The sequence below is a fragment of the Siccibacter colletis genome, from assembly GCF_025914095.1.
GTDB lineage: Bacteria > Pseudomonadota > Gammaproteobacteria > Enterobacterales > Enterobacteriaceae > Siccibacter > Siccibacter colletis.
In genome coordinates this window covers 3399728-3423253 of record NZ_CP074352.1, presented here as the reverse complement: position 1 = coordinate 3423253, position 23526 = coordinate 3399728, and the positions used below count along the sequence as shown (strand labels likewise).

Here is a 23526-nt window from a genome sequence, read left to right as displayed (position 1 = left end):
GATGGTTAAAGTATATGCCCCGGCTTCCAGCGCAAATATGAGCGTCGGCTTTGATGTGCTGGGTGCGGCGGTGACGCCGATAGACGGCTCGCTGCTGGGTGATTACGTCACCGTTGAGGCTGCCGAACGCTTCAGTCTGCAAAACCTCGGGCGTTTCGCCAGCAAGCTGCCGGACGCGCCGCGGGAAAACATCGTCTACCAGTGCTGGGAGCGCTTCTGCCAGGAAATTGGCAGGGAGATCCCGGTCGCCATGACGCTGGAAAAAAACATGCCGATCGGCTCCGGGCTGGGGTCCAGTGCCTGCTCGGTGGTTGCCGGGTTAATGGCGATGAACGAGCACTGCGGCAAGCCGCTGAGCGATACCCGGCTCCTCTCCCTGATGGGCGAGCTGGAAGGGCGCATTTCCGGCAGCATCCACTATGATAACGTCGCCCCCTGTTTCTTAGGCGGCATCCAGCTGATGATCGAAGAAAACGGCATCATCAGCCAGGAGGTGCCAGGCTTTGATGAGTGGCTGTGGGTGCTGGCATACCCCGGCATTAAGGTTTCCACCGCCGAAGCGCGCGCCATCCTACCGGCGCAGTACCGCCGTCAGGACTGCATCAGCCACGGGCGTCATCTGGCGGGCTTTATCCATGCCTGCCACACCGGACAACCGGCGCTGGCTGCGAAGCTGATGCGGGATGTTATCGCGGAGCCGTACCGCACCAAACTGCTGCCGGGCTTCAGCGAAGCGCGCAGCGCTGCCGCAGATATAGGCGCGCTGGCGTGCGGCATCTCCGGCTCCGGTCCGACTCTGTTTGCCGTCTGCGATAACCCGGAAACGGCGCAGCGGATGGCGGACTGGCTCGGTCAGCACTATCTTCAAAATCAGGACGGATTCGTCCACATCTGCCGCCTGGACACGGCTGGCGCACGAGTACTGGGATAACGAATGAAACTCTACAACCTTAAAGATCATAACGAACAGGTCAGCTTCGCACAGGCGGTAACGCAGGGTCTTGGCTCACAGCAGGGCCTCTTTTTCCCGCATGACCTGCCCGAGTTCAGCCTGACCGAAGTGGACGACATGCTGGAGATGGACTTCGTATCCCGCAGCAGCAAGATCCTGTCGGCGTTTATCGGCGATGAAATTCCGGCGGAGATCCTCGAAACCCGCATCCGCAACGCCTTTACCTTCCCGGCCCCGGTGAAGGAAGTGCAGAGCGACATCGGCTGCCTGGAGCTGTTCCACGGCCCGACGCTGGCGTTTAAAGACTTTGGCGGCCGCTTTATGGCGCAGATGCTGACCCACATCAGCGGCGACAAACCGGTCACCATCCTCACCGCCACCTCCGGTGACACCGGGGCCGCCGTCGCGCACGCCTTCTACGGCCTGAAAAACGTACGCGTGGTGATCCTCTACCCGCGCGGCAAAATCAGCCCGCTGCAGGAAAAACTGTTCTGCACCCTCGGCGACAACATCGAAACCGTCGCCATCGACGGCGACTTCGATGCCTGCCAGGCGCTGGTCAAACAGGCGTTTGATGACGAAGAGCTGAAAACCCAGCTCGGCCTCAACTCCGCTAACTCCATCAACATCAGCCGCCTGCTGGCGCAGATCTGCTACTACTTTGAAGCGGTGGCCCAGCTGCCGCAGGAAGCGCGTAATCAGCTGGTGATTTCTGTGCCAAGCGGCAACTTCGGCGATCTCACCGCCGGTCTGCTGGCGAAGTCGCTTGGCCTGCCGGTAAAACGCTTTATCGCTGCCACCAATGCCAACGACACCGTGCCGCGCTATCTGGAAAACGGCAAGTGGGAACCAGACAGCACCCGCGCCACGCTCTCTAATGCGATGGACGTCAGCCAGCCGAACAACTGGCCACGGGTGGAAGAGATTTTCCGCCGTAAAATCTGGCGCCTCAACGAGCTGGGTTATGCTGCGGTGGATGATGAAACCACCGCCTCCACTATGCGCGAACTGAACGACGCCGGGTATGTCTCCGAGCCACACGCCGCCATCGCTTACCGCGCGCTGCGCGACCAGCTTCATCCTGGCGAGTACGGCCTGTTCCTCGGCACTGCCCATCCGGCGAAGTTTAAAGAGAGCGTGGAGGAGATCCTCGGCCAGACGCTGGATCTGCCAGAGGCGCTGGCCGAACGTGCCGAGCTGCCGCTGCTGTCGCAGTTCCTGCCAGCCGATTACGCCGCGCTGCGTCAGCTGATGATGAAGCCACGCGACTAAGGCACATTTGCAACCACAAAGGGGAAGCATGGCTTCTCCTTTTTTTATGCCCAAATGTGAAGAAAATAAGCAGGAAAGTGGCAGGAAAAAAGGAGGTTTTCCCAATAAATGCGGGCACTTAGCAATTAGGACGCCACCGGATAACCCGGCAGCCGGGTAACGCGTAGGCTTGCTTCATCAGCCCCGCAGTGGGGAGTGTAGCGAGGAGTAAACATTATGCTGAAACCTGTGATACTGGCTTTATCCGTCATGCTCATGACGCCCGTGATGGCACAGGCGGCAGACATCACGCTGTTACCGTCGGTGAAGTTACAGATTGGTGACAGCGATAACCGGGGGCACCGCTGGGACGGCGGCCGCTGGCGCGACCATGACTGGTGGCAATCGCACTATCAGTGGCGCGACCACCGCTGGCAGCCGCACGGCCACCGCGAAGGGCGTGGCCCGGAACGCCATCACGACCGCGACCATCGTCACGATCGCGGCTGGCACCGGCACTAACAAAAAAAGGCGGACCCGGTCCGCCTTTTCGCTGTGGTGCGTAATTAACGCTCGCTGCGCGTAAACACCAGCTCCGCGCCTTTCGACGCCGCCTCGTCAAACTGATAGCCGTCAAGATCAAAGCCGGTCAGCTGCTCCGGGCTGGTCAGGCGGTTCTGAATGATGTAGCGGCTCATCAGGCCGCGTGCTTTTTTGGCGTAGAAGCTGATGACCTTGAACTTGCCGTTTTTCTCATCAAGGAATACCGGCTTGATAATCTCCGCATTCAGCGCCTTCGGTTTCACGGCTTTGAAGTACTCATCGGACGCCAGATTAACGACGACGTTGTCGCCCTGAGCGGCCAGCGCCTGGTTGAGTTTGTCAGTGATGATTTCGCCCCAGAAGCTGTAGAGATCCTTGCCTTTGGCGTTGGCAAAACGAATGCCCATCTCCAGGCGGTAAGGCTGCATCAGATCGAGCGGGCGCAGCACGCCATACAGCCCGGAAAGCATACGCAGATGCTGCTGGGCGAAATCGAAATCCTCTTCGCTGAAGGTCTCGGTTTCCAGACCGGTATACACATCACCTTTGAACGCCAGAATCGCCTGGCGCGCGTTCTCTGGGGTGAAGTCCGGTTGCCAGTCGTGGAAACGGGTGGCGTTGAGATCGGCGAGTTTATCGCTGATGCTCATCAGCGAGGCGATCTGCGGGGCAGAGAGCTTGCGCGCCTCGGCAATCAGCTGCTGAGAGTAATCAAGCAGCTCGGGCTGGGTGTAGCGCGTGGTAGCAAGTTCGCTCTGGTAATCCAGCGTTTTGGCAGGTGAAATCAGAATCAGCATCGTCGTATCCCGAAAAATAAGTTGCCTGACTTTACCAAAAAACAGTCACGGCCTGGCCGATGGCTGCGATTAATCGTGATTTTTTTGCCGGAATCGTCCTGATTCGGTTGCGCAATACGCTGGCGAAGATGCGTAAATCCCCCGGCAACAAGGCGCTGGCGCGGATAAAGCCTATGAATTCTCATCGCTTAGAGCATTTTTTCTGGCGTGCCCTCCGCGGTTGCGCTGGCGATGCGGCGTGATATCATCGGGGCAGACCGATTACATCTCCCTAACAAGCAGTTCTAAGAGACTCATTATCATGACGGATAAATTGACCTCCCTGCGTCAGTTCACCACAGTCGTGGCTGACACCGGAGACATCGCGGCAATGAAGCTGTACCAGCCGCAGGATGCCACCACCAACCCTTCTCTCATCCTTAATGCCGCACAAATTCCTGAGTACCGTAAGCTGATTGACGATGCCGTGACCTGGGCGAAAAGCCAGAGCAGCGATCGCACTCAGCAGGTGGTAGATGCGACCGACAAACTGGCGGTCAACATTGGTCTGGAAATCCTCAAGCTGATCCCGGGCCGTATCTCCACCGAAGTGGACGCGCGTCTCTCTTACGATACCGAAGGCAGCATCGCCAAAGCGAAGCACCTGATTAAGCTCTACAACGATGCCGGCATCAGCAACGATCGTATCCTGATCAAGCTGGCTTCCACCTGGCAGGGCATCCGTGCCGCTGAGCAGCTGGAAAAAGAGGGCATCAACTGCAACCTGACGCTGCTGTTCTCCTTCGCCCAGGCGCGCGCCTGTGCTGAAGCGGGCGTGTACCTGATTTCCCCGTTTGTGGGCCGTATCCTCGACTGGTACAAGTCCAACACCGACAAGAAAGAGTACGCCCCGCAGGAAGATCCGGGTGTGGTATCCGTGACCGAAATCTACGAATACTACAAGCAGCACGGCTACGAGACCGTGGTGATGGGCGCAAGCTTCCGTAACGTCGGCGAAATCCTTGAGCTGGCCGGCTGCGACCGCCTGACCATCGCTCCGGCGCTGCTGAAAGAGCTGGCGGAAAGCGAAGGCGCGGTAGAGCGTAAACTCTCCTTCGCCGGCGAGGTGAAAGCGCGTCCTGAGCGTATGACCGAATCCCAGTTCTTCTGGGAACATAACCAGGATCCGATGGCGGTAGACAAACTGGCGGACGGTATCCGCAAGTTTGCTGTTGACCAGGAAAAACTGGAAAAAATGGTCGAAGCCCTGCTGTAATGCCACTGTGGCCGGTTCGCCGGCCACATCTTCCCGCGTTTCACCCTGTCTGCCAGCCCCGCCTGCGTGTATCATTCGGCAAACTGTACTGATTGACCGGAATCGATATGAATACTTTACGCATTGGCTTAGTTTCCATCTCCGATCGCGCCTCCAGCGGCGTTTACCAGGATAAAGGCATCCCGGCGCTTGAAGCCTGGCTGCAGCGCGCGTTGACCACGCCCTTCACGCTGGAAACCCGTCTTATCCCCGATGAACAGCCGATGATCGAACAAACGTTATGTGAGCTGGTGGATGAAACCGGCTGCCATCTGGTGCTGACCACCGGCGGCACCGGCCCCGCACGCCGCGACGTAACGCCCGATGCTACCCTCGCCATCGCCGACCGCGAAATGCCGGGCTTCGGCGAGCAGATGCGTCAGATCAGCCTGCACTTCGTGCCGACCGCGATCCTGTCTCGCCAGGTGGGTGCGATCCGCAAGCAGGCGCTAATCCTCAATCTGCCGGGCCAGCCGAAATCCATTCAGGAAACCCTGGAAGGGGTGAAGGACGAGCAGGGCAAGGTCGTGGTGGCAGGCATTTTTGCCAGTGTACCCTATTGTGTACAGCTGCTTGACGGGCCGTATATCGAAACGGCGGCCGACGTGGTAGCAGCTTTTCGCCCGAAAAGTGCAATTCGCCAGAGTAATGACTAAAAATACGTTTTGTATGGCATAACCTGATGTGGTGGTGGAGTATTGTTTTTTTGACGATATAGTAATTATCTGTTTACACCTGTATCGAAAACTAAATTCAATACTCCTCTTTACTCGAGTCATTTATGCCGAACGTAACCCGCCAACTCAATCGTCAGGATTACAAAACGCTGACGCTGGCCGCCCTGGGTGGCGCGCTGGAGTTCTACGATTTCATCATCTTTGTGTTCTTTGCAGCGGTGGTGGGCGAGCTCTTCTTCCCGCCGGACATCCCCGAGTGGCTGCGTCAGCTGCAAACCTTCGGTATTTTCGCTGCCGGCTATCTGGCACGCCCGCTGGGCGGCATCATCATGGCGCATTTTGGCGACAAAGTAGGGCGCAAGAAGATGTTCACCCTGAGCATCCTGCTGATGGCGCTGCCTACCCTCGCGATTGGTTTGCTGCCAACCTACGCGACGCTGGGCATTCTGGCTCCGCTGCTGCTGCTGGCGATGCGCCTGTTGCAGGGCGCGGCGATTGGCGGTGAAGTGCCGGGCGCCTGGGTGTTTGTTGCCGAACACGTGCCTGCCCGCCGCATCGGCATCGCCTGCGGTACGCTTACCGCGGGCCTGACGGTAGGGATCCTGCTTGGTTCGGTGGTGGCAACGGTGATTAACACCAGCATGACGCCGCAAACTCTGCACGATGGCGGCTGGCGCATTCCGTTCCTGCTGGGTGGGGTGTTTGGCCTGATGGCGATGTACCTGCGCCGCTGGCTGCGCGAAACCCCCGTCTTTATTGAGATGCAGCAGCGCAAAGCGCTGGCGGACGAGCTGCCGATCAAAACGGTGGTGATGAACCATAAAAAAGCGGTTGCCGTATCGATGCTGCTGACCTGGCTGCTGTCGGCGGGAATTGTGGTGGTGATTTTGATGTCGCCGGTGTGGCTGCAAAAGCAGCACGGCTTTGCGCCCGCGTTAACGCTGCAGGGCAACAGTATCGCCATCGTTATGCTGTGCATCGGCTGCCTGCTTGCCGGGCTGGCCGCAGACCGTTTTGGCGCCAGCAAAACCCTGATCGTCGGCAGCCTGCTGCTGGCGGTATGCAGCTGGATGTTTTATCACTACGCCGGGACGCACCCGGAGCAGCTGTTCCTGCTGTACGGTCTGGCGGGGCTGAGCGTGGGTGTGGTGGGCGCGGTGCCGTTTGTCATGGTGCGGGCGTTCCCGGCCGGGGTGCGCTTCACCGGGATTTCGTTCTCGTACAATCTTTCCTACGCGATTTTCGGCGGCATCACGCCGATCCTGGTCACGGGGCTGATGGCCGTGTCTCCGCTGGCTCCCGGCTGGTACGTACTGGCGCTTTCGCTGGTGGGACTGGCGCTCGGCATTCTGCTGCGTCAGGATTTGCATCATGAAGATGACGTGGCGCTGCAGGCGGTGGGAACGCGGTAATTTCTGGCGTCGTAGTGGTGGGTGCGCTGCGCTTACCCACCCTGGACGGTGACTCTGTTCACGGCGGGTAAGCTCGCGCACCCGCCGTAACCCTCACTCGCTCAAAAACAGTTCCAGCAGGGAATTGAGGAACAGCTTGCCGTGCTCGGTGATCTGCCAGTGCTGCGCGGTTTCGGTGAGATAGCCCTTCGCCAGCGCCGCATCAATTTGCGGACGGATCACCGCCTCGTCGAGCCCGGTATAGCGAGTAAACTCCTCACGCGGCGCGGCTTCCAGCAGGCGAAAACGGTTCATAAAGAACTCGAACGGCTTATCCTGCGTGGCGACGTCGTGCTGTTTATCCAGATATTTCCCCTGCATAAAGCCGCGCGGGTGGCGGGTTTTCGCGGTCCGCACAATGCGCCCGTCCGCCAGCGTCACCTTGCCGTGCGCCCCGCAGCCAATGCCGAGATAATCGCCGAAACGCCAGTAGTTCAGGTTGTGCTGACACTGATAGCCGGGCTTCGCATAGGCGGAGGTTTCATACTGCTGGTAGCCTGCCGCGCGCAGCAGCTGGTCACCCTGTTCAAAGATGGACCACAGCGCGTCGTCGTCCGGCAAGACCGGCGGGCGTGAGCCGAACAGGGTATTTGGCTCGATGGTGAGCTGATACCAGGAGAGGTGCGGAGGGTTGAGGGCAATAGCCTGACGCAGATCGCTGAGTGCCTCTTCCAGCGTCTGATCCGGCAGACCGTGCATCAGATCGAGGTTGAAACTGCGCAGGCCAAGCCCCTGAGCCAGCTGCGCGGCGCGTCTCGCTTCGTCCGCACCGTGAATACGCCCCAGCCGCGTGAGCTTTGCGTTGTCAAAACTCTGCACTCCAATGGAGATACGGTTCACCCCGGCGCGCTGATACTCAACGAAGCGATCCGCCTCGACGGTGCCAGGGTTGGCCTCCATGGTGATCTCCGCGTCGTGCGCCAGCGGCAGCCGCGCCCGTACACCGTCCAGCAGGGTTTGCATCGCCTCGCCCGACAACAGGCTCGGCGTACCGCCCCCGATGAAAATGGTCTTTACCTCACGTCCCTGTGCGTAGTGCACATCGGCATCCAGATCCGCCAGCAGGTGCTGCACGTAGTCGTCGTGCGGCACTTCGCCCTTCAGCGCATGAGAGTTGAAATCGCAGTAGGGGCACTTCTGTACGCACCAGGGAATATGAATATAGAGACTCAGGGGTGGCAAATTAGCCATTACGCATTGCTTCCAGTAACAGTTTCAGCGCCTGCCCACGATGGGAAACGGCACTCTTTTCTTCACGACTCAGTTCCGCCGCGGTTTTACCGGCAGACGGAACGTAAAAAATAGGATCGTAGCCAAAGCCGCCGTCGCCCGCCGGGGCGCGGGTAATTTCACCCGCCCAGCTGCCGTGGCAGACCAGCGGCGTTGGATCGTCCGCATGACGCAGATAAACCAGCACGCAGTGGAACTGTGCCTGGCGCTTGCCGTCCGGCACCGCGTCCAGCGCCGTCAGCAGTTTTTCCAGGTTCTGGCGATCGGAGGCGTCTTCTCCGGCGTAGCGCGCGGAGTAGATCCCCGGCGCGCCACCCAGGGCATCGACGGCGAGGCCGGAATCATCGGCGATAGCGGGCAGACCAGTGATCTGCGCCGCGTGACGCGCTTTCAGGATGGCGTTCTCAATGAACGTCAGCCCGGTTTCATCAGCGGACTCCACGCCCAGTTCGGTTTGCGCGACCACATCCAGGCCAAAATCTGCCAGCAGAGAGGCGAGTTCACGCACTTTACCGGCGTTACCGGTAGCGAGGACAACGTTTTGCATAGTAAATCCTTGATCAGGAAGTCAGTGCCGCGACGTCAGTCGGGATCTGTTGAGGATGAATAATTTTGACCTGTTTATGGCGGCCCAGTTCGCCTTTTTCAATCACGACATGGCTTTTCGCCACGCGAAACTGCTTCGCCAGAAACTTCACCAGATGGGCGTTGGCCTGACCATCCACCGGCGGGGCGGTAATGGCGACCTTCAGTTCGTCGCCATGTAAACCAACAATGCTGTCGCGGCTGGCCTTCGGCTGAATGTACAGCCGCAGCACCAGCCCGTCAGGCAACATGTCTACTGCATTCAAAGCTGGTACCACAGCCCCGGGAACAGGTCCATGCCCAGATAGTTCAGCATATAGAGAATAAGGATCACCACCATCGCGGAGAAATCGATGCCGCCCATTGCCGGCAGGAAGCGGCGAATCTGTGCCATCATCGGCTCGGTCATCTGCATCAGCACAAACTCAATCGGGCTGCGGCCCTGGCTGACCCAGCTCATGATGGAGCGGATGATGATTACCCAGAACACCATGGTGCCCGCCGCTTTCACCAGCGACAGCAAACCCACCAGCAGGTTAAGCGGATCGAGTGACACTACGCCTGCCTGAATCAGCAGCAGCAGCGGATATTTGATGGTGCAGAGGATAAACGCCAGCAGCAGCGAAGCGGTATCGATCGGCCCGAGCGACGGTAATACGCGACGCAGCGGACCAACCACCGGCTGGGTCACCTTCACCACAAACTGGGCGAACGGGTTGTAAAAATCGCAGCGCGACCACTGCATCCAGATACGTAACAGCAGCACCATCACGTACAGCTCAATTATGGTTTTGACCAGGAAAGTCAACGTCAGCATGGCATTCCTCAGGAGTTAACGTTAGGGCGAGCAGCGTAATCGCGCGCGCCAAAAATGGCGGTTCCGATGCGTACCATGGTGCTGCCTGCGGCAATCGCGGCGTCCATGTCATCGGTCATGCCTAAAGAAAGGGTATCCACGGACGGATACTGTTGTTTTAGCGCACGGAATGCTACCGCCATTTGATGGGCGACGGCAAACTGCCTGTCGTATGCCGTTTCCGGCGCCGGGATCGCCATCAGACCGCGCAGGCGTACACCCGGCAGCACGGCTATTTCCGCTGCCAGCGTATCCAGTTCGCTCAGGGTGATGCCGGATTTGCTCTGTTCATCGCTGATATTGACCTGAATCAGTACGTTGAGCGGCGGCAGATGTGCCGGGCGCTGCTCGCTGAGGCGGGTGGCAATACGCAAGCGATCAACGGTGTGGCACCAGTCAAAATGCTCTGCCACCAGACGACTTTTGTTGGACTGCAGCGGACCGATAAAGTGCCACTGTAACCCGGTTTGACCGGCATCCTGGAAGTGACGGATTTTTTCCACCCCCTCCTGAACATAGTTTTCCCCAAATGCGCGCTGCCCGGCCTCGATCGCTTCTGCGACGGCGCTCGCAGGCTTGGTTTTGCTCACTGCAAGCAGCGTAACTTCTTCTGAAGCCCGGCCGCAACGCTCAGCAGCAGCCGCGATTTTCTCCCTGACCTGTGCCAGGTTATGCGTTATCTCACTCATGGTTCAAGGATGGTCTGCGGAAATGGAAGAAATTGTGGCCCTTAGTGTAAAGCATAACGTCTCGGATCTACACCTGTGCAGCGCCTGGCCCGCACGCTGGCGACGCAGCGGTGTGCTTGAGCCGCTGCCCGGCACCGCTCCCGATCCTCAGACGCTGCTGGCGGGCTGGCTTAGCCCCGAACAGCAGGCAGCCTTTACCGCTGCAGGCCAGCTCGATTTTGCTGTCACCCTTGCGAGCGGCACCCGGCTGCGCGCCAACGCATTTCAGCAGCAGGCCGGGTTGTCGCTGGCGCTGCGTCTGCTGCCTGAACGCTGTCCAATCCTCGATACACTGGATGTGCCGCCCGCGCTGGCCGAACGGCTGACGGCGCAGCACGGCATCATCCTGGTTACCGGTGCCACCGGCAGTGGTAAATCCACCACCCTCGCCGCGATGGTGGACTGGCTTAATCAGCGTTTGCCGGGGCATATCCTGACGCTGGAAGATCCGGTGGAGTTTGTTCATACCTCGGTACGCTGCCTGATCCAGCAGCGGGAGATTGGCGTCCATTGCCAGAGCTACGCCGAGGGGCTGCGCGCTGCGCTGCGTGAAGATCCCGATATTATCCTGCTTGGCGAGCTGCGCGATACCGCCACCATCCGGCTGGCGCTTACCGCTGCAGAAACGGGGCACCTGGTGCTGGCAACGTTGCATACCCGGGGAGCGGCCCAGGCGGTGGAACGGCTGGTGGATGTCTTTCCGGCAGAGGAGAAGAGCCTGGTGCGCACGCAGCTTGCCGGTAGCCTGAATGCGGTGCTGGCGCAGAAGCTGGTGCCCGCGACAGGGGGAGGGCGCGTGGCGCTGTATGAACTGCTGATCAATACCACCGCTGTCGCCAGCCTGATCCGCGAAGGAAAAACCCATCAGCTGCCCGGGGTACTACAGACCGGGCAGCAGGCGGGGATGCTAACCTTCGAAGGCAGCCTGGCGCAGCGCCGCCATCAAGGTAAAATGGCCTGACTACCGTGTCTTGTTCAGCTAGCGCAGGTTGAGCGAGTAGAGCGCCGGTAACGCGCCGGCGCTGGCGAGGATCTCCAGTTTGATCTCATGCGCGGGTTCGGGGTGCACCAGGCGATGCTCGCGCACCGAGTGGTGGTTATCATTGACCTCGACAATCAGTGCGCCATTGAGCCACAGGCGATAGCGGTTCACGCAGTGGGGAGTAACCGCGCTGTCATGCCCCATCTGCACGGTTTCCATCGCGTTGTCGAAGTCGTTGTCAAAGATCAGCGTCAGCGTCTGGACGACGGGCGGATCATCCCAGCGCCAGGTGACGGTGGGCGCGCGGTCATCGTCGGCCGGTACCCAGGCGTTGGTATGCTGCTCGGGCCGCAGATGCCCATTGAGCAGATGCTCTGCAGCGTAGCAGCGCAGCGGCGGGTCAAAGGTCAGGGCGGGCATAACCTGATGCGGGCGGCGGCGCGGCAGCCAGAAGTCAAACTCATCCACGCCGTAGTCACCGTCGGCTATCTGGCGGGTATGTTTCGCCACGCGGGCATTGAGGCTGTTAAACACCGTCATCAGGCCGGGAAGCGCAGTATCGGTAAGGGCAATCTCGACGTCTGGCTGCGCCCCGAAGGCGAGAAACAGGTACTGGTCGCGCTCGCTCACCATGTTGAAATCAACCGGCAGTCGCTGTTCCCCGCTGACCTGCAGCGTCTGGCTGGCCAGAGTATGTTCCGGGGTGAAGTTTCCCGGTCGCTCGCTGGCAAGCAGGCTGACGGTGAGCGTCTGGAGGATGCGGCTTCGCAGCGTCAGGCCGATGACGGGCAGGCGCTCTCCGGCTTTAACCGGTAGCAGCAGCGCCATGCGCTCGCTCAGAGCCAGCCAGCTACCGTTAGCCTCCAGGTGCGAAAGCGCGTATTCACTGCTGGTGGTGACACGTGCCTGGCCCGCCGGATTGTTTAAGCGCTGGCGGGGTATGAAACACCCGGTCGCCTGCAGGTGCTGTTGCAGGTCGCCAATGCGTGCTGGCTCAGCCAGCTGGCGCGGGGAGATCTGCTGCTGATGGCACAGCGCGGCGGCGCGGCCCACCACTTCCCCCAGCAGCCCGCAGGTGCACATCACTCTGGCGCTGCCGAAGGCGACGTGGCTGGCGGAGATGAGGCGGCCAGTGAGGAAAAGATTGCTCAGCGAGCGGCTGTACAGGCTGCGAAACGGGATAGTGTAGGTACCTTTGCTGTGAAACTGACGGCAGCCATCGTGGGTGCTGTAGACCCCGTCTGCCGGGTGCAGGTCGATGGACCAGCCGCCGTAGCCGACGGCATCATAGTGGTCGCGTTGCTCGATGATGTCCTGCTGGCACAGCAGATGGTCGCCCATAAAGCGGCGGCTTTCGCGCTTGCCGGGAATAGCGCCCACCCACTCGATCGTCATGTTGTCGGCTTCGGGGAAGTCACCGGAATTTTTAATGTAGTTCCAGACGCCCCAGACGATTTTCCACAGCTCCCACTTGATGGTTTCGCTTTCATGCACGGTGTCGAGGCGTCCTCCCCACTCCAGCCACCACAGGTCACAGCCGTTGAGGGTCGAGGTTAGCCGCTTATAGCGCGGGATAGCGGTGATGTCCTGCAATGCGAAAGAGGGCGGGACAAAGTTGACCGGGCCGGAGGTCTGTTTCGTGTAAAAGTAGATGGAGTGTCCAAGCTTATAGCCGAAGCTGTCGCCGGGTGCCATCTTCTCGCCCAGCTCCGCCTGTTCTTCTGCACCTTCCCGGTATTCAGCACCCGCCAGATAGCCGAGCACGCCGTCGCCGGTAGCATCGCAAAACTGGAGAGCCTCAATATCGTAAAAGGTCTCATTGATGGGGTTGAAGCCGCAGGCGCCGGTAATGCGTTCGCCTGCGGTAACGACCTCAAACAGGGCGGTGTTGAGCAGCAGCGTCAGGCCGGGCTGGCTGCGTGCCAGGTCGAGCAGCACCAGGTCGAACATCACCGGGTTGCCCTCCTTGTTGCGCCACAGGTTCTCTTCGAGGATCTCGCCCATAATGCCGCCTTCGCGTGCCCAGCGGTTATTGTTACCCATGTGAGAGGTGGCCCCGTTGGCCCAGAGCCGCACTTCGCTGGAGGCGTTGCCGCCGAGCACCGGCCTGTCCTGTACCAGCACCACCTCCAGGCCATCGCGCGCGGCGGCGAGAGCCGCGCACAGCCCGGAAAGTCCGCCACCGGCAACCAGCAGATCGGCCTTCAGACGCTGGCGCGGAAAATGGCGGGCATCGGTTTGCTGAAAGATTTTCATAAACTGGTATCCTCTGGACTGGTTAAACATGTACCCGTTACGCGAAGCCCGCTATGTCATCACAACCAAACCAAAGTCTGATTGATGGTATCCGTTGCCTGCAGTACCTGGTTTCCAGCGGCAGGGCCATCGGCTGCCGCGAACTTGCCCGCCTGATGGGCATCAATACCACCCGCGTTAACCGCCTGCTGATGAGCATGGCTTCTATCGGTCTCACTACCCAGGACGAACAGCGCCGCTATCTGCCGGGGCCGGGTATTCATGCGCTTGCCGCTCAGGCCATTCGCGGTTCGGCGCTGTTTTCCCAGGCGCTGCCGCTGCTTGAGCGCCACGCGCCAAAAGATGTCGTCGTGGCGATGGGCGTGCTGTGGGAGGACCAGGTCATCTACATCTATCACTCTGAACCCGGCTCCCAGGTCAGCCAGGCGCTGGCCGGATTCCACATGCTGCCGGCGTGGCAGTCGGTGATCGGCATGTCGCTGCTGGCCGCCGAGCCGGATGACGCTCTGCAGGCGCGATTTAGCCCGGAGCAGTGGCAGCACCTGCAGCCGCACCTTGAACAGCAGCGCGCCACCGGGCACGTCATCTGGCGACACGACGATGGCGAAGTCTCCATGGCGACGACATTGGGGGCTCATAAAGCAGCCCTGGCGTTAGCCGGTATGTGGAACATCCCGGAGCACACTCTCAACGATCGGCTTAGCGAACTGCTGGCGCTCAGCGCCCGGCTGGGTGAAACATAACGCATCGCGGGTAGTCATAATGTTTCTTTTATAGAAACGTTATGGCAAAAGCAAAACGCCCGCGCTGAATTTGTGATCCCAGCGCGGGCGTTTATCGGGAATTGACCGGGCGCAACGGCCCGGTTGAGGATCAGGCGTGCTGCGCGAAATAGCTTTCGAGGATAACCACCGCCGAAGCGGAATCAACGCTGCCTTTGTTCAGGGCGCGAAAACCGCCGTTTTCGAACAGGCCGGCGCGCGCTTCCACAGTACTGAGGCGCTCGTCGTGCAGCGTAACGGCCACGCCAAAACGGCCATGCACGCGATTGGCAAAGGTGCGGGCGCGGGCGGTAAGCGGCTGTTCGGTGCCATCCATGTTCAACGGCAGGCCGACGATCACTTCGTCCGGCTGCCACTCTTTAAGCAGCCTTTCAATCTGCGTCCAGTCGGGGTTACCGTTGTTGGCTTTCAGCGCCGTCAGCGGGCGGGCGGTGCCGGTGATACGCTGGCCAATCGCCACGCCAATACTTTTGGTACCAAAATCGAAGCTCAGCAGAGTACCGCTCATCAGGCGTGACCTGCATCGACGGGCATCGTCTGAATATCAATCCCAATCAGTTTTGCTGCTTCGCGCCAGCGGTCGGCAATTGGCACCTTAAACAGGATGTTGAGATCTGCCGGGGCGGTCAGCCAGGCGTTTTCCAGAATCTCTTCCTCAAGCTGTCCTTTCTCCCACGACGAATAGCCAAGCGCAACAATCACTTCCGAAGGCTGCGTCGGCGTACCCAGGGTTTCCAGCACATCGCGTGAGGTGGTGATGATGGTGTTGTCAGAGATACGGATACTGGAGGAGAAATTATCCGGCGGCGTGTGGAGGATAAAGCCGCGATCTTCCGCCAGCGGACCGCCGACAAACACCGGTTTGTCGAGACGGATCGCCGGATCGCGCCCTTCAGGTTTGATCTTCAGCTTATCCAGCACCCCTTCGACCTTCAGGTTTTCCAGAGGCTTGTTGATGATGATGCCCATCGCACCGTCGTCGTTGTATTCGCAAATGTAAACCACGGAACGTTTGAATAGCGGGTCCTGGAGGCCAGGCATGGCAATAAGAAAGTGATGCTGTAAATTCATTGTCACAGGTTCAGTAGTCCCGGTTGAAAAAACGACAGTTTAGTATGCGGGGAAATCAGCGGTATGTCACTAGCCAGCGCTAAGACGACGCGGAAGGGCCAGCATGGCTGGCATTCTGGCCCTGTAAGCCGCGTCTGAAAGGGTTACTTCGCCAGACGCGCTTCGATGGCGTCCATCAGCATGCCGGTGATGGAAACCGGGAACGCGGCTTCGATTTCACGGATGCAGGTCGGGCTGGTGACGTTAATCTCGGTCAGGCGATCGCCGATGATGTCGAGGCCAACAAAAATCAGGCCTTTGGCTTTCAGCGTCGGACCAACGCGACGGGCGATCTCCCAGTCGCTGTCGGTCAGCGGACGGGCTTCGCCACGTCCCCCTGCCGCCAGGTTACCGCGGGTTTCGCCGCCCTGTGGGATACGTGCCAGGCAGTACGGCACCGGCTCACCATCCACCACCAGCACGCGCTTATCGCCATCAACAATGGCCGGCAGATAGTTCTGCGCCATGCAGTAGCGGGTTCCCAGCTCGGTCAGGGTCTCGGCAATCACGCCGATGTTCGGGTCGCCCTCTTTGACGCGGAAAATCGACGCGCCGCCCATGCCGTCCAGCGGTTTCATGATGATGTCGCCGTGCTGCTGCCAGAACGCTTTCAGCTGCGCTTTATTGCGAGTCACCAGGGTGTGCGGCGTGAGGTCGGCAAACCAGGCGGTGAACAGTTTTTCGTTGCAGTCGCGCAGGCTCTGCGGTTTGTTGACGATCAGCGTGCCTTGCTCTTCCGCGCGCTCAAGAATGTAGGTCGCGTAGATAAACTCGGTGTCGAACGGCGGATCTTTACGCATCAGAATGACATCGAGATCCGCCAGCGCCACATCCTGCTCGCTGGTGAATTCGTACCACTTATCGTAGTTCTGTTCGACGCTCAGCGTGCGTGTGCGAGCGTGTGCCACACCATCGTTCAGCCAGAGATCCGCCATCTCCATGTAGTGCAGCTCGTAGCCGCGACGCTGCGCTTCCAGCAGCATGGCGAAGCTTGAGTCTTTTTTGATGTTGATGGAAGCGATGGGGTCCATCACGATGCCGAGCTTAATCATTGTTGTTCTCCTGTAAAGCTGAAGCGTAAGGCGTCACGGTTGCAGCGCGCCGCGCCTGACGTTCAGGTTCAGCCCAGATCGCCAAACCGCACCTGTAGCGCGGTAATAGCGGTGAGCGCGGTCGTCTCTGTGCGCAAAACGCGTGGTCCTAACAGAATATCAGTAAACGCATGCTCTGCGGTCATGGCAATTTCATCGGCGCTCAGGCCGCCTTCGGGGCCGATCAGCAGGCGTACCCGCGTCACCGGCTGGCTCAGGGTGTTGATGCTTGCCTGCGCACGCGGGTGCAGATTCAGTTTCAGGGCATCGTCCTGCTCGGCGCACCAGGCTTCCAGATCCATCGCCGGACGGATTTCCGGAATGCGGTTGCGGCCACTCTGCTCGCAGGCGGCGATGGCAATCTTCTGCCACTGCTGGATCTTCTTATTCAGGCGCTCGGCGTCCAGCTTCACACCGCAACGTTCGGAGAACAGCGGAGTGATGACGTCCACGCCCAGCTCAATCGATTTCTGAATCGTGAACTCCATCTTTTCGCCGCGGGACATCACCTGCCCCAGATGCAGATGCAGCGGGGACTCCCGGTCGTCCAGCGCGGCGCTCAGCACCTTCACCTGCACGCTTTTCTTATCCGAGCGTACGATCTCCGCCTCGAAAACCTGATTACTGCCGTCAAACAGCTGCAGTGCCTGCCCGGCGCTCATGCGCAGGACGCGACCTACATGGTTAGCGGCGTCATCGCTCAGGGCGATCTCAGCGCCGACGGTAAGCGGCTCCGGGTGATGGATGCGGGGAATGCGCATGGCGTCTGTTATCCGTGTCGTAAGGCGCGGGGCGGAAGGCAACGCGGCCCCGGCGCGCAGTTAATCAAAGTGGACGCTAGTGTAGGTTACCCCTTTTGCGCCTGGCAAGCCCGCAGCACATAAGGGTTATGGTTGCCCTGCACGCGAGCGATACGCGCATCGCGCAGGCACTCCCATGCGCTCACCGGGTAGAGCTTATCCCAGGCGGTAAACAGCTGGGTCTGCTGGCGCGAGAGCGACAGTTTGTACTGGTCGCGCATATAGAAGTAGGTGCGGGCGATGGCGCCACGGGCGCGGGCCGGCGGCTCAGCCAGCTTCGCTTTGAAGTCCACTTTCATCGGGCACTGGCCGTACTGGCCTTCACCGCCGTTCCACTGGCTGTACATGAAGTTGCCGCGATCGCCATTTACTTCGCCGACCGCAGGCTGCAGGTTGTGCATGTCGCTCTCAATCTGGCGGTAAACCGGGTCTTTGGCGCAGTTTTTACGCCCGCCGTCCTGCCAGCACTGGCGCTGGTGACCAAACTGCCATGCCGGCACCACGTGCTCCCACTCGATGCGGCTGGCGCGGTTGGCGTTCTTACGCACTTTATAGCCGCAGGATGCCAGATCGACGACGCCTTTCTTGCCGTGCCAGTCAATTTTACAGCCGCAGTAAAAATCCCCCGGCGCGTCGGCGTTGATTTTTACCCCGGCGGCTTTGGCCTGAGAGAAGCTGTTAATCCCCTGACTGAGGGCCGGGAGAGCGAAGAGGGTGGCGGATAGCGCCAGAACAGAAATGCCGATACGTAACATGGCAGACTCCTTGTCAAAACGAGCCCGCACCGTAACCACAGATGGCGTTTGTTGCAATCAATAACAGCTGAAAATTTCCAGATCGGCGTCGGCGTTATGACGCCTCGTCGGAATGGGGGGTAAGACGGTTGCCGCACTGGGTGCAGCGGTATTCGGTTTCGCCGCGCAGCACGCGATTATGGCGACGGATGGTCAGCTGGTGCAGCTGGCAGCCGCAGTGGTAGGGGAAGGTATTCGCGCGTACTGACGCCACTTCGAAACGATGAGTGCGCTGCGCAGGCACGCCGAGCACGCTCTCCATCATCCACTTCCACTCTTTGCCATGCGGGGCCACGCGGCCAAAATGCTTCCACACCAGCAGGTGCGCCAGCTCATGCGGTACCACTTCCTCAACAAACGCCTGCTGATTTTCCAGCATCAGCACCGGGTTAAGGCGAATCTCATAGGGTTCCAGCCAGGCGGTGCCCGCAGCGGTGCCGCGCTGCTGATAAACCACGCTGGGTTCAGGATAGTTGCGCCCCAGATGCTGATTGGCGAGGGCGAGCTTTTCGCGCAGGCTGCGCATAACGGCCTGCTGAAGCGCGATGGGAAGACGAGGCGTTTTCATAGCGAGGGAGAATAACGTCTCGTGCGCATATTGACAATCTCCGTTATTAGTAGCGATTTGTGCGCTGCCGGTAATTAATCAGGGTCGTTCTTTTTAAACCCTGGACTAATAATATTCATTAACATTGTAGGCGTTCATGTAATTAATGAGGCGGGGTGGCTATTAATATTTTGCGTGAAAAGTCACAGTAAATATCAGGGCTGTTTAATTAAATGGGTGGGCGCAAAATATCTGTGATTGTAATTAACAGGAAACGTTAAGGGATATTTATGAAAATAAGAGGATGGCTTTTGGCATTAATTATTTCAGGGAGCTCGCCTGCGGCGATAGCGGATGAGTACCTTTCTGACTGGTGGCACCAGAGCCTGAACGTTATTGGCCGCTACCACACCCGCTTCGGCCCGATATTAACTAACGATCTGTATCCGGAATACACCGCATTTGGTAAAAAAGAGTGGTTTGATTTTTACGGCTACGTCGATATTCCTAAATTCTTCGGCGTTGGCAATACCCCGGACCACGGGGCGTGGGATGACGGCTCGCCGCTGTTCCTGGAAATTGAACCGCGTTTTTCGATTGATAAACTCACCGGCACCTCGCTGGCGTTCGGCCCGTTTAAAGAGTGGTATATCGCTAACGACTACGTTTATGACATGGGGGATAACCAGGCCTCCAGGCAAAGCACCTGGTACATGGGGTTAGGCACCGATATCTCTACCGGGTTGCCGATGACGCTGGCGCTAAACGTGTATGCCAAATACCAATGGCAAAACTATGCCGCCGCCAATGAGAATGAGTGGGATGGGTATCGGGTGAAAGTTAAATATGGCATTCCCATCGGCACCCTGTGGGGCGCGCAGTTTTCCTATATTGGCTTCACCAATTTTGATTTTGGCTCGGAATTAGGTGACAGGGATAGTGCACGCACCAATGATTCCATCGCGTCGTCCCATATTCTGGCCCTCAACTGGACGCACTGGAAAACGGCCGTAACGGCGCGCTATTTCCATAATGGTGGCCAGTGGAAAAATAATGCGACGCTCAATTTCGGTGACGGGGAGTTTAGCGTTCATGCGACCGGATGGGCCGGATACTTTACGGTGGGGTATGCGTTTTAAGCTGCGCGGATAAAAAAAGGGATGCCTGAGCATCCCTTGTTAACGTTAATCGCGAGAACCGATATCGCGCAGGCGACGCCCCTTCATCAGGTTGCGTTCGATGTGCTCCAGCGAGATATGCTTGGTTTCCGGCACCAGCCACAGGGTCAACACGATAAAGAACAGGTTCAGGCCAGCATACACCCAGAAGGTGTTGGCATTACCCAGCGTGTTGAGCATGGTCAGGAAGGTCGCACCGACGATCATGTTGGCAATCCAGTTGGTCGCGGTGGACAGCGTAATACCAAAATCGCGGCCTTTCAGCGGCTGGATCTCAGAGCACAGTACCCAAATCAGCGGACCGGCGCTCATCGCAAATCCAATGATAAACATCAGCAACATGGCGACCGCGAAGTACTGGGCGGTGGCGGAGTGAATGCCGATGTGCATCATGGTGCCCAGAATACCCATACCGGAAGCCATCACGATGAAGCCCAGAATCAGCGTCGGCTTACGGCCCCAGCGGTCCACCAGGCCGATAGCGATGAAGGTTGCCAGCACGTTAGTCAGACCAACGATAACCGTACCCCACATCTGCTCGGTGGTGTTGCTGTAACCCGCCAGCTCAAAGATTTTCGGCGCGTAATACATGATGACGTTCATCCCGGTAAACTGCTGCATCACCTGCAGCAGCACGCCGAGGAACACTGCACGACGGAAGTTGCTGTTCTCTTTGAACAGCGCCCAGCCGCTCTGTTTTACCTTCAGGCTTTCACGGATCTCTTCCAGCTCGCGTTTAGCTTCAGCGCTGGAATCACGCAGCTTCAGCAGCACGCGCTCTGCGTCGTGGAAGCGACGTTTTGCAGCGAACCAGCGCGGGCTGTCCGGCAGGAAGAACACGCCGATGAGCAGCAGCAGAGCCGGAATCGTGATGATACCCAGCATCCAGCGCCATGCACCGCTGTAGCTGAACGCGGTATCGGACAGGTAGGCACCCAGAATACCGATGGTGATCATCAGCTGATACATGGAGATCATACTGCCGCGGATTTTCTCCGGCGCGATCTCAGAGAGATAGAGCGGCGCGGTGTAGGAGGCAATACCTACTGCCAGGCCGAGCAGCACGCGGGAGATAATCAGCACTTCTACGTTCGGCGCTGCGGCAGAGCAGAGAGAGCCGATAACGAACAGCACCGCGCCAATCATCAGGCTGTACTTACGTCCGAGACGTGAAGAGAGCCAGCCGCTGCCGACGGCACCAACGGCGGCGCCGAACATCATTGAACTGACCACCCACTCCTGCTGGTGCGGTGTGATCTGAAAATCTTCAGTAATGAAGGGTAATGCGCCGGCAATGACGCCAATATCCAGGCCAAATAACAGTCCCGCCAGGGCTGCGAGAAAACAGACAAAGAACGTCATGCTCTTGTTAGAACGCCCCTGTTTTTTATTGTCAGGCATTGTGCCCTCCAGTTGGGTTATCACTTATGTCGGTGTAAAGGGTAGGTTAGCGCAGCGTAAAGTTATGTGAAGTTAATCACATAGGTGTAATCGGTTACACTGTGTGTGTTTTCCATAATCCTGAAATACGCTTGTAATACAGCTGCTTATTATACAGGAAGCGAAGCGGAGTGTTACAAAATCAGACTATACCGAACGGGGATGTAACAAAAAGCGGTGTTTATCGCGAGTGTCCGTTAATAAAATGGAAAATAGCTAATTAAATCAAATGTAATCGCTTTCAAATAAACGCGGTCAGAACGTGAAGGGAAGTATAGCCATGAGGAGAAAAAAGGGCGGCGGGGGCTAAAAAAAGAAAAAGGCCAGCGCGCGGCTGACCTTTTTTGCTGTGCGAACGGCGGCTTATTTCAGGCCGGCAGCATCACGCAGCAGCTGGGCTTTGTCGGTTTTTTCCCACGGGAAGTGGTCGCGACCAAAGTGACCGTAGGCTGCGGTTTCTTTGTAGATTGGGTGCAGCAGATCCAGCATCTGAATCAGGCCGTACGGACGCAGATCGAAGAACTCACGCACCAGCAGGGTCAGCTGTTCGGTGGCGATTTTCTCGGTACCGAAGGTTTCTACCATGATGGAGGTCGGCTCTGCGACGCCGATGGCGTAGGAGACCTGAATTTCGCAGCGGTCGGCAAGACCCGCAGCAACGATGTTTTTCGCCACGTAACGCGCCGCGTAAGCCGCAGAACGGTCAACTTTAGACGGGTCCTTACCGGAGAACGCGCCGCCACCGTGACGTGCCATGCCGCCGTAGGTGTCAACGATGATCTTACGGCCGGTCAGACCGCAGTCGCCCATCGGGCCACCGATAACAAAACGGCCAGTTGGGTTGATGAAGTATTTGGTGGACTCGTTCAGCCACTCGGTCGGCAGCACCGGCTTGATGATCTCTTCCATCACCGCTTCCTGCAGATCTTTCTGGGCGATCTCTTCGGAATGCTGGGTGGAGAGTACGACTGCGTCGATACCGACGATGTTGCCGTTGTCGTACTGGAAGGTTACCTGGCTTTTCGCATCCGGACGCAGCCACGGCAGCGCGCCATTCTTGCGCACTTCAGCCTGACGCTGCACCAGACGGTGTGCGTAGGTTACCGGGGCCGGCATCAGCACGTCGGTTTCGTTGGTCGCATAACCAAACATCAGACCCTGGTCGCCCGCGCCCTGCTCAAGCGGATCGCTGCGGTCAACGCCCTGGTTGATGTCCGGAGACTGTTTGCCAATCGCGCTCAGGACCGCGCAGGAGTTGGCGTCAAAGCCCATATCGGAATGAACATAACCAATCTCACGCACGGTGTTACGGGTGATCTCTTCGATATCAACCCATGCGCTGGTAGTAATTTCGCCGCCAACCAGCACCATACCGGTTTTGACGTAGGTTTCGCACGCCACGCGCGCTTTCGGGTCCTGCTCAAGGATCGCATCCAGCACCGCATCGGAAATCTGGTCAGCGATTTTGTCGGGATGCCCTTCGGATACGGACTCGGAGGTAAAAAGGTGTTTTGCCATGTTCTCTGTCACCCTGGATAAATCGGTAAGCTCAACGGTTTATGGGGATGTCTGAACGACATCCCTCTGGCGTGCAGGTTAAGACGCAGCCGTTAAGTGTTAATCAGCATAACTACGCGGATCAGGCTACGGTGCCACGGGGCAGTAGCCTGACATCCGTCAGGTATTTAGATGGATTAACATCTGGACGGCTATTCTAGGTTAATTCTTAACCCCATTTCCAGCAGTTTTTGATGTAGTGCACACTTCCTTTATCGGCAGCCAAACGTATTTCCTGACATCCCCGGTAAGTTGCCCAATTATATTTTGCATTTTACCCCTGTTCCCGGTATAAAACGGCGCGCGCGGCTTGTACCCGTCGTCTGCTGATAACGCTCTTATCACGGACGCGAAATAAGGTACGCAACGGTGATTAACGAGTTCGTCCTGTTGCCACTTCCCGCCGGGTTAAACGACTGATAGATTTGGCTTGTCGCTGGTCATGAAACGGCTGGCGTGGAGGTGATACCAGATAATGAACCACACTGTTCCGCATACTCTGCCGCACCGTTCTGGCGCGCGTTTGTCCCCCGTAATCAGCATCTCTGTTTTGCACACCTGCCGATGTTATACCCATCTCGGCGCTTCTCAGGATCCCAGGGCCGGTCTGGCTCAGTGAGGACTG

26 protein-coding genes are annotated in these 23526 nt (G+C 58.4%); 11 read left to right on the top strand and 15 right to left on the bottom strand.

What is annotated here, in order from left to right:
* Nucleotide 1 precedes the first annotated feature (1 nt).
* The 3 genes from thrB to KFZ77_RS16405 all read left to right on the top strand — a co-directional run bounded on the left by thrB (nucleotide 2) and on the right by KFZ77_RS16405 (nucleotide 2725).
* The gene (gene thrB / locus KFZ77_RS16415) at nucleotides 2–931 is read left to right on the top strand and encodes a homoserine kinase (protein WP_031519626.1); all 930 of its coding nucleotides are present in this window, start codon (nucleotides 2–4) and stop codon (nucleotides 929–931) included.
* A 3-nt stretch (nucleotides 932–934) separates the two neighbouring features.
* Entirely contained in the window at nucleotides 935–2224 is a 1290-nt protein-coding gene (gene thrC / locus KFZ77_RS16410) for a threonine synthase (RefSeq protein WP_264384803.1), read from the top strand.
* Between the two features lie 216 nt (nucleotides 2225–2440).
* Nucleotides 2441–2725: a DUF2502 domain-containing protein gene (locus tag KFZ77_RS16405; protein WP_031519630.1), complete on the top strand. Its 285-nt coding sequence runs from the start codon at nucleotides 2441–2443 to the stop codon at nucleotides 2723–2725.
* 44 nt (nucleotides 2726–2769) lie between these two features.
* On the opposite strand, the gene yaaA is transcribed toward KFZ77_RS16405, so the two are convergent.
* Nucleotides 2770–3543, bottom strand: coding sequence for a peroxide stress protein YaaA (gene yaaA, locus KFZ77_RS16400; RefSeq protein WP_031519632.1), 774 nt, complete (start codon nucleotides 3541–3543; stop codon nucleotides 2770–2772).
* Nucleotides 3544–3602: 59 nt separating this feature from the next.
* Between yaaA and KFZ77_RS16395 the strand changes: the two genes are divergently transcribed.
* The 4 genes from KFZ77_RS16395 (at nucleotide 3603) to KFZ77_RS16380 (ending at nucleotide 6926) form a co-directional block, all read left to right on the top strand.
* Nucleotides 3603–3785, top strand: coding sequence for a hypothetical protein (locus KFZ77_RS16395; protein WP_264384802.1), 183 nt, complete (start codon nucleotides 3603–3605; stop codon nucleotides 3783–3785).
* Nucleotides 3786–3844: 59 nt separating this feature from the next.
* The gene (tal, locus tag KFZ77_RS16390) at nucleotides 3845–4798 is read left to right on the top strand and encodes a transaldolase (protein ID WP_264384801.1); all 954 of its coding nucleotides are present in this window, start codon (nucleotides 3845–3847) and stop codon (nucleotides 4796–4798) included.
* A gap of 107 nt (nucleotides 4799–4905) precedes the next feature.
* Nucleotides 4906–5493 carry a molybdopterin adenylyltransferase gene (gene mog, locus KFZ77_RS16385; protein WP_031519637.1) on the top strand — a complete coding sequence of 196 codons (588 nt, stop codon included), beginning with the start codon at nucleotides 4906–4908 and terminating at the stop codon, nucleotides 5491–5493.
* Between the two features lie 125 nt (nucleotides 5494–5618).
* Nucleotides 5619–6926 carry an MFS transporter gene (locus KFZ77_RS16380; protein ID WP_264384800.1) on the top strand — a complete coding sequence of 436 codons (1308 nt, stop codon included), beginning with the start codon at nucleotides 5619–5621 and terminating at the stop codon, nucleotides 6924–6926.
* Between the two features lie 93 nt (nucleotides 6927–7019).
* On the opposite strand, the gene hemW is transcribed toward KFZ77_RS16380, so the two are convergent.
* The 5 genes from hemW to KFZ77_RS16355 are packed head-to-tail and all read right to left on the bottom strand — an operon-like array spanning nucleotide 7020 to nucleotide 10325.
* Nucleotides 7020–8156, bottom strand: coding sequence for a radical SAM family heme chaperone HemW (gene hemW, locus KFZ77_RS16375; protein WP_264384799.1), 1137 nt, complete (start codon nucleotides 8154–8156; stop codon nucleotides 7020–7022).
* A complete protein-coding gene (locus tag KFZ77_RS16370) occupies nucleotides 8149–8742 on the bottom strand; it encodes an XTP/dITP diphosphatase (RefSeq protein WP_264384798.1) in 594 nt (197 codons plus the stop codon). Before KFZ77_RS16370 ends, hemW begins: the two co-directional genes overlap by 8 nt.
* 13 nt (nucleotides 8743–8755) lie before the next feature.
* Complete coding sequence (gene yggU, locus KFZ77_RS16365) at nucleotides 8756–9031, bottom strand: DUF167 family protein YggU (protein WP_406678814.1); 276 nt, start codon at nucleotides 9029–9031, stop codon at nucleotides 8756–8758.
* Between the two features lie 11 nt (nucleotides 9032–9042).
* Complete coding sequence (locus KFZ77_RS16360; RefSeq protein ID WP_264384796.1) at nucleotides 9043–9597, bottom strand: YggT family protein; 555 nt, start codon at nucleotides 9595–9597, stop codon at nucleotides 9043–9045.
* A gap of 8 nt (nucleotides 9598–9605) precedes the next feature.
* The gene (locus KFZ77_RS16355) at nucleotides 9606–10325 is read right to left on the bottom strand and encodes a YggS family pyridoxal phosphate-dependent enzyme (RefSeq protein ID WP_264384795.1); all 720 of its coding nucleotides are present in this window, start codon (nucleotides 10323–10325) and stop codon (nucleotides 9606–9608) included.
* On the opposite strand from KFZ77_RS16355, the gene KFZ77_RS16350 reads away from it, so the two are divergent.
* Complete coding sequence (locus KFZ77_RS16350) at nucleotides 10324–11325, top strand: type IV pilus twitching motility protein PilT (RefSeq protein WP_264384794.1); 1002 nt, start codon at nucleotides 10324–10326, stop codon at nucleotides 11323–11325. The genes KFZ77_RS16355 and KFZ77_RS16350 overlap by 2 nt on opposite strands.
* A gap of 18 nt (nucleotides 11326–11343) precedes the next feature.
* Here KFZ77_RS16350 and KFZ77_RS16345 read toward each other — a convergent pair whose 3' ends face one another.
* Complete coding sequence (locus tag KFZ77_RS16345) at nucleotides 11344–13602, bottom strand: FAD-dependent oxidoreductase (protein ID WP_264384793.1); 2259 nt, start codon at nucleotides 13600–13602, stop codon at nucleotides 11344–11346.
* A gap of 53 nt (nucleotides 13603–13655) precedes the next feature.
* Here KFZ77_RS16345 and KFZ77_RS16340 point away from each other — a divergent pair, with 53 nt between their 5' ends.
* Nucleotides 13656–14345 carry an IclR family transcriptional regulator domain-containing protein gene (locus KFZ77_RS16340; RefSeq protein ID WP_031519652.1) on the top strand — a complete coding sequence of 230 codons (690 nt, stop codon included), beginning with the start codon at nucleotides 13656–13658 and terminating at the stop codon, nucleotides 14343–14345.
* A gap of 130 nt (nucleotides 14346–14475) precedes the next feature.
* Here the strand turns inward: KFZ77_RS16340 and ruvX are convergent, their stop codons facing one another.
* The 6 genes from ruvX to KFZ77_RS16310 form a co-directional block, all read right to left on the bottom strand.
* Nucleotides 14476–14892: a Holliday junction resolvase RuvX gene (gene ruvX / locus KFZ77_RS16335; RefSeq protein WP_031519654.1), complete on the bottom strand. Its 417-nt coding sequence runs from the start codon at nucleotides 14890–14892 to the stop codon at nucleotides 14476–14478.
* Nucleotides 14892–15455, bottom strand: coding sequence for a YqgE/AlgH family protein (locus tag KFZ77_RS16330; RefSeq protein ID WP_031519655.1), 564 nt, complete (start codon nucleotides 15453–15455; stop codon nucleotides 14892–14894). Before KFZ77_RS16330 ends, ruvX begins: the two co-directional genes overlap by 1 nt.
* A 143-nt stretch (nucleotides 15456–15598) precedes the next feature.
* On the bottom strand, nucleotides 15599–16546 hold the full coding sequence (gshB, locus tag KFZ77_RS16325; RefSeq protein ID WP_031519657.1) for a glutathione synthase: 948 nt from the start codon (nucleotides 16544–16546) through the stop codon (nucleotides 15599–15601).
* A 68-nt stretch (nucleotides 16547–16614) separates the two neighbouring features.
* A complete protein-coding gene (rsmE, locus tag KFZ77_RS16320; RefSeq protein WP_031519659.1) occupies nucleotides 16615–17346 on the bottom strand; it encodes a 16S rRNA (uracil(1498)-N(3))-methyltransferase in 732 nt (243 codons plus the stop codon).
* A gap of 86 nt (nucleotides 17347–17432) precedes the next feature.
* Entirely contained in the window at nucleotides 17433–18140 is a 708-nt protein-coding gene (endA, locus tag KFZ77_RS16315; protein WP_264384792.1) for a deoxyribonuclease I, read from the bottom strand.
* A gap of 94 nt (nucleotides 18141–18234) precedes the next feature.
* The gene (locus KFZ77_RS16310) at nucleotides 18235–18747 is read right to left on the bottom strand and encodes a SprT family zinc-dependent metalloprotease (RefSeq protein WP_031519662.1); all 513 of its coding nucleotides are present in this window, start codon (nucleotides 18745–18747) and stop codon (nucleotides 18235–18237) included.
* Between the two features lie 269 nt (nucleotides 18748–19016).
* Between KFZ77_RS16310 and KFZ77_RS16305 the strand changes: the two genes are divergently transcribed.
* Nucleotides 19017–19865, top strand: a complete 849-nt coding sequence (locus KFZ77_RS16305) for a nucleoside-specific channel-forming protein Tsx (protein WP_264384791.1) — start codon at nucleotides 19017–19019, stop codon at nucleotides 19863–19865.
* A 45-nt stretch (nucleotides 19866–19910) separates the two neighbouring features.
* Here the strand turns inward: KFZ77_RS16305 and KFZ77_RS16300 are convergent, their stop codons facing one another.
* Nucleotides 19911–21305 carry a sugar porter family MFS transporter gene (locus KFZ77_RS16300; protein WP_031519665.1) on the bottom strand — a complete coding sequence of 465 codons (1395 nt, stop codon included), beginning with the start codon at nucleotides 21303–21305 and terminating at the stop codon, nucleotides 19911–19913.
* A gap of 402 nt (nucleotides 21306–21707) precedes the next feature.
* Entirely contained in the window at nucleotides 21708–22862 is a 1155-nt protein-coding gene (gene metK / locus KFZ77_RS16295; RefSeq protein ID WP_031519667.1) for a methionine adenosyltransferase, read from the bottom strand.
* A 514-nt stretch (nucleotides 22863–23376) separates the two neighbouring features.
* Between metK and KFZ77_RS19830 the strand changes: the two genes are divergently transcribed.
* Nucleotides 23377–23520, top strand: coding sequence for a hypothetical protein (locus KFZ77_RS19830; RefSeq protein ID WP_426447450.1), 144 nt, complete (start codon nucleotides 23377–23379; stop codon nucleotides 23518–23520).
* The last annotated feature ends 6 nt before the right edge of the window (nucleotides 23521–23526 follow it).

Bases quoted from the DNA above. Each gene is read 5' to 3' on its own strand.
- KFZ77_RS16405 (WP_031519630.1), top strand. From the start codon at position 2,441: ATGCTGAAACCTGTGATACTGGCTTTATCCGTCATGCTCATGACGCCC.
- hemW (WP_264384799.1), bottom strand. From the start codon at position 8,156: ATGGCTAATTTGCCACCCCTGAGTCTCTATATTCATATTCCCTGGTGC.
- rsmE (WP_031519659.1), bottom strand. From the start codon at position 17,346: ATGCGCATTCCCCGCATCCATCACCCGGAGCCGCTTACCGTCGGCGCT.
- KFZ77_RS16310 (WP_031519662.1), bottom strand. From the start codon at position 18,747: ATGAAAACGCCTCGTCTTCCCATCGCGCTTCAGCAGGCCGTTATGCGC.
- mog (WP_031519637.1), top strand. From the start codon at position 4,906: ATGAATACTTTACGCATTGGCTTAGTTTCCATCTCCGATCGCGCCTCC.
- tal (WP_264384801.1), top strand. From the start codon at position 3,845: ATGACGGATAAATTGACCTCCCTGCGTCAGTTCACCACAGTCGTGGCT.
- metK (WP_031519667.1), bottom strand. From the start codon at position 22,862: ATGGCAAAACACCTTTTTACCTCCGAGTCCGTATCCGAAGGGCATCCC.
- KFZ77_RS16380 (WP_264384800.1), top strand. From the start codon at position 5,619: ATGCCGAACGTAACCCGCCAACTCAATCGTCAGGATTACAAAACGCTG.
- KFZ77_RS16355 (WP_264384795.1), bottom strand. From the start codon at position 10,325: ATGAGTGAGATAACGCATAACCTGGCACAGGTCAGGGAGAAAATCGCG.
- KFZ77_RS16345 (WP_264384793.1), bottom strand. From the start codon at position 13,602: ATGAAAATCTTTCAGCAAACCGATGCCCGCCATTTTCCGCGCCAGCGT.
- endA (WP_264384792.1), bottom strand. From the start codon at position 18,140: ATGTTACGTATCGGCATTTCTGTTCTGGCGCTATCCGCCACCCTCTTC.
- KFZ77_RS16370 (WP_264384798.1), bottom strand. From the start codon at position 8,742: ATGCAAAACGTTGTCCTCGCTACCGGTAACGCCGGTAAAGTGCGTGAA.
- KFZ77_RS16305 (WP_264384791.1), top strand. From the start codon at position 19,017: ATGAAAATAAGAGGATGGCTTTTGGCATTAATTATTTCAGGGAGCTCG.
- KFZ77_RS16330 (WP_031519655.1), bottom strand. From the start codon at position 15,455: ATGAATTTACAGCATCACTTTCTTATTGCCATGCCTGGCCTCCAGGAC.
- KFZ77_RS16300 (WP_031519665.1), bottom strand. From the start codon at position 21,305: ATGCCTGACAATAAAAAACAGGGGCGTTCTAACAAGAGCATGACGTTC.
- gshB (WP_031519657.1), bottom strand. From the start codon at position 16,546: ATGATTAAGCTCGGCATCGTGATGGACCCCATCGCTTCCATCAACATC.
- yggU (WP_406678814.1), bottom strand. From the start codon at position 9,031: ATGTTGCCTGACGGGCTGGTGCTGCGGCTGTACATTCAGCCGAAGGCC.
- thrB (WP_031519626.1), top strand. From the start codon at position 2: ATGGTTAAAGTATATGCCCCGGCTTCCAGCGCAAATATGAGCGTCGGC.
- yaaA (WP_031519632.1), bottom strand. From the start codon at position 3,543: ATGCTGATTCTGATTTCACCTGCCAAAACGCTGGATTACCAGAGCGAA.
- KFZ77_RS16340 (WP_031519652.1), top strand. From the start codon at position 13,656: ATGTCATCACAACCAAACCAAAGTCTGATTGATGGTATCCGTTGCCTG.
- KFZ77_RS16395 (WP_264384802.1), top strand. From the start codon at position 3,603: ATGGCTGCGATTAATCGTGATTTTTTTGCCGGAATCGTCCTGATTCGG.
- KFZ77_RS16360 (WP_264384796.1), bottom strand. From the start codon at position 9,597: ATGCTGACGTTGACTTTCCTGGTCAAAACCATAATTGAGCTGTACGTG.
- KFZ77_RS16350 (WP_264384794.1), top strand. From the start codon at position 10,324: ATGGTTCAAGGATGGTCTGCGGAAATGGAAGAAATTGTGGCCCTTAGT.
- KFZ77_RS19830 (WP_426447450.1), top strand. From the start codon at position 23,377: ATGAACCACACTGTTCCGCATACTCTGCCGCACCGTTCTGGCGCGCGT.
- thrC (WP_264384803.1), top strand. From the start codon at position 935: ATGAAACTCTACAACCTTAAAGATCATAACGAACAGGTCAGCTTCGCA.
- ruvX (WP_031519654.1), bottom strand. From the start codon at position 14,892: ATGAGCGGTACTCTGCTGAGCTTCGATTTTGGTACCAAAAGTATTGGC.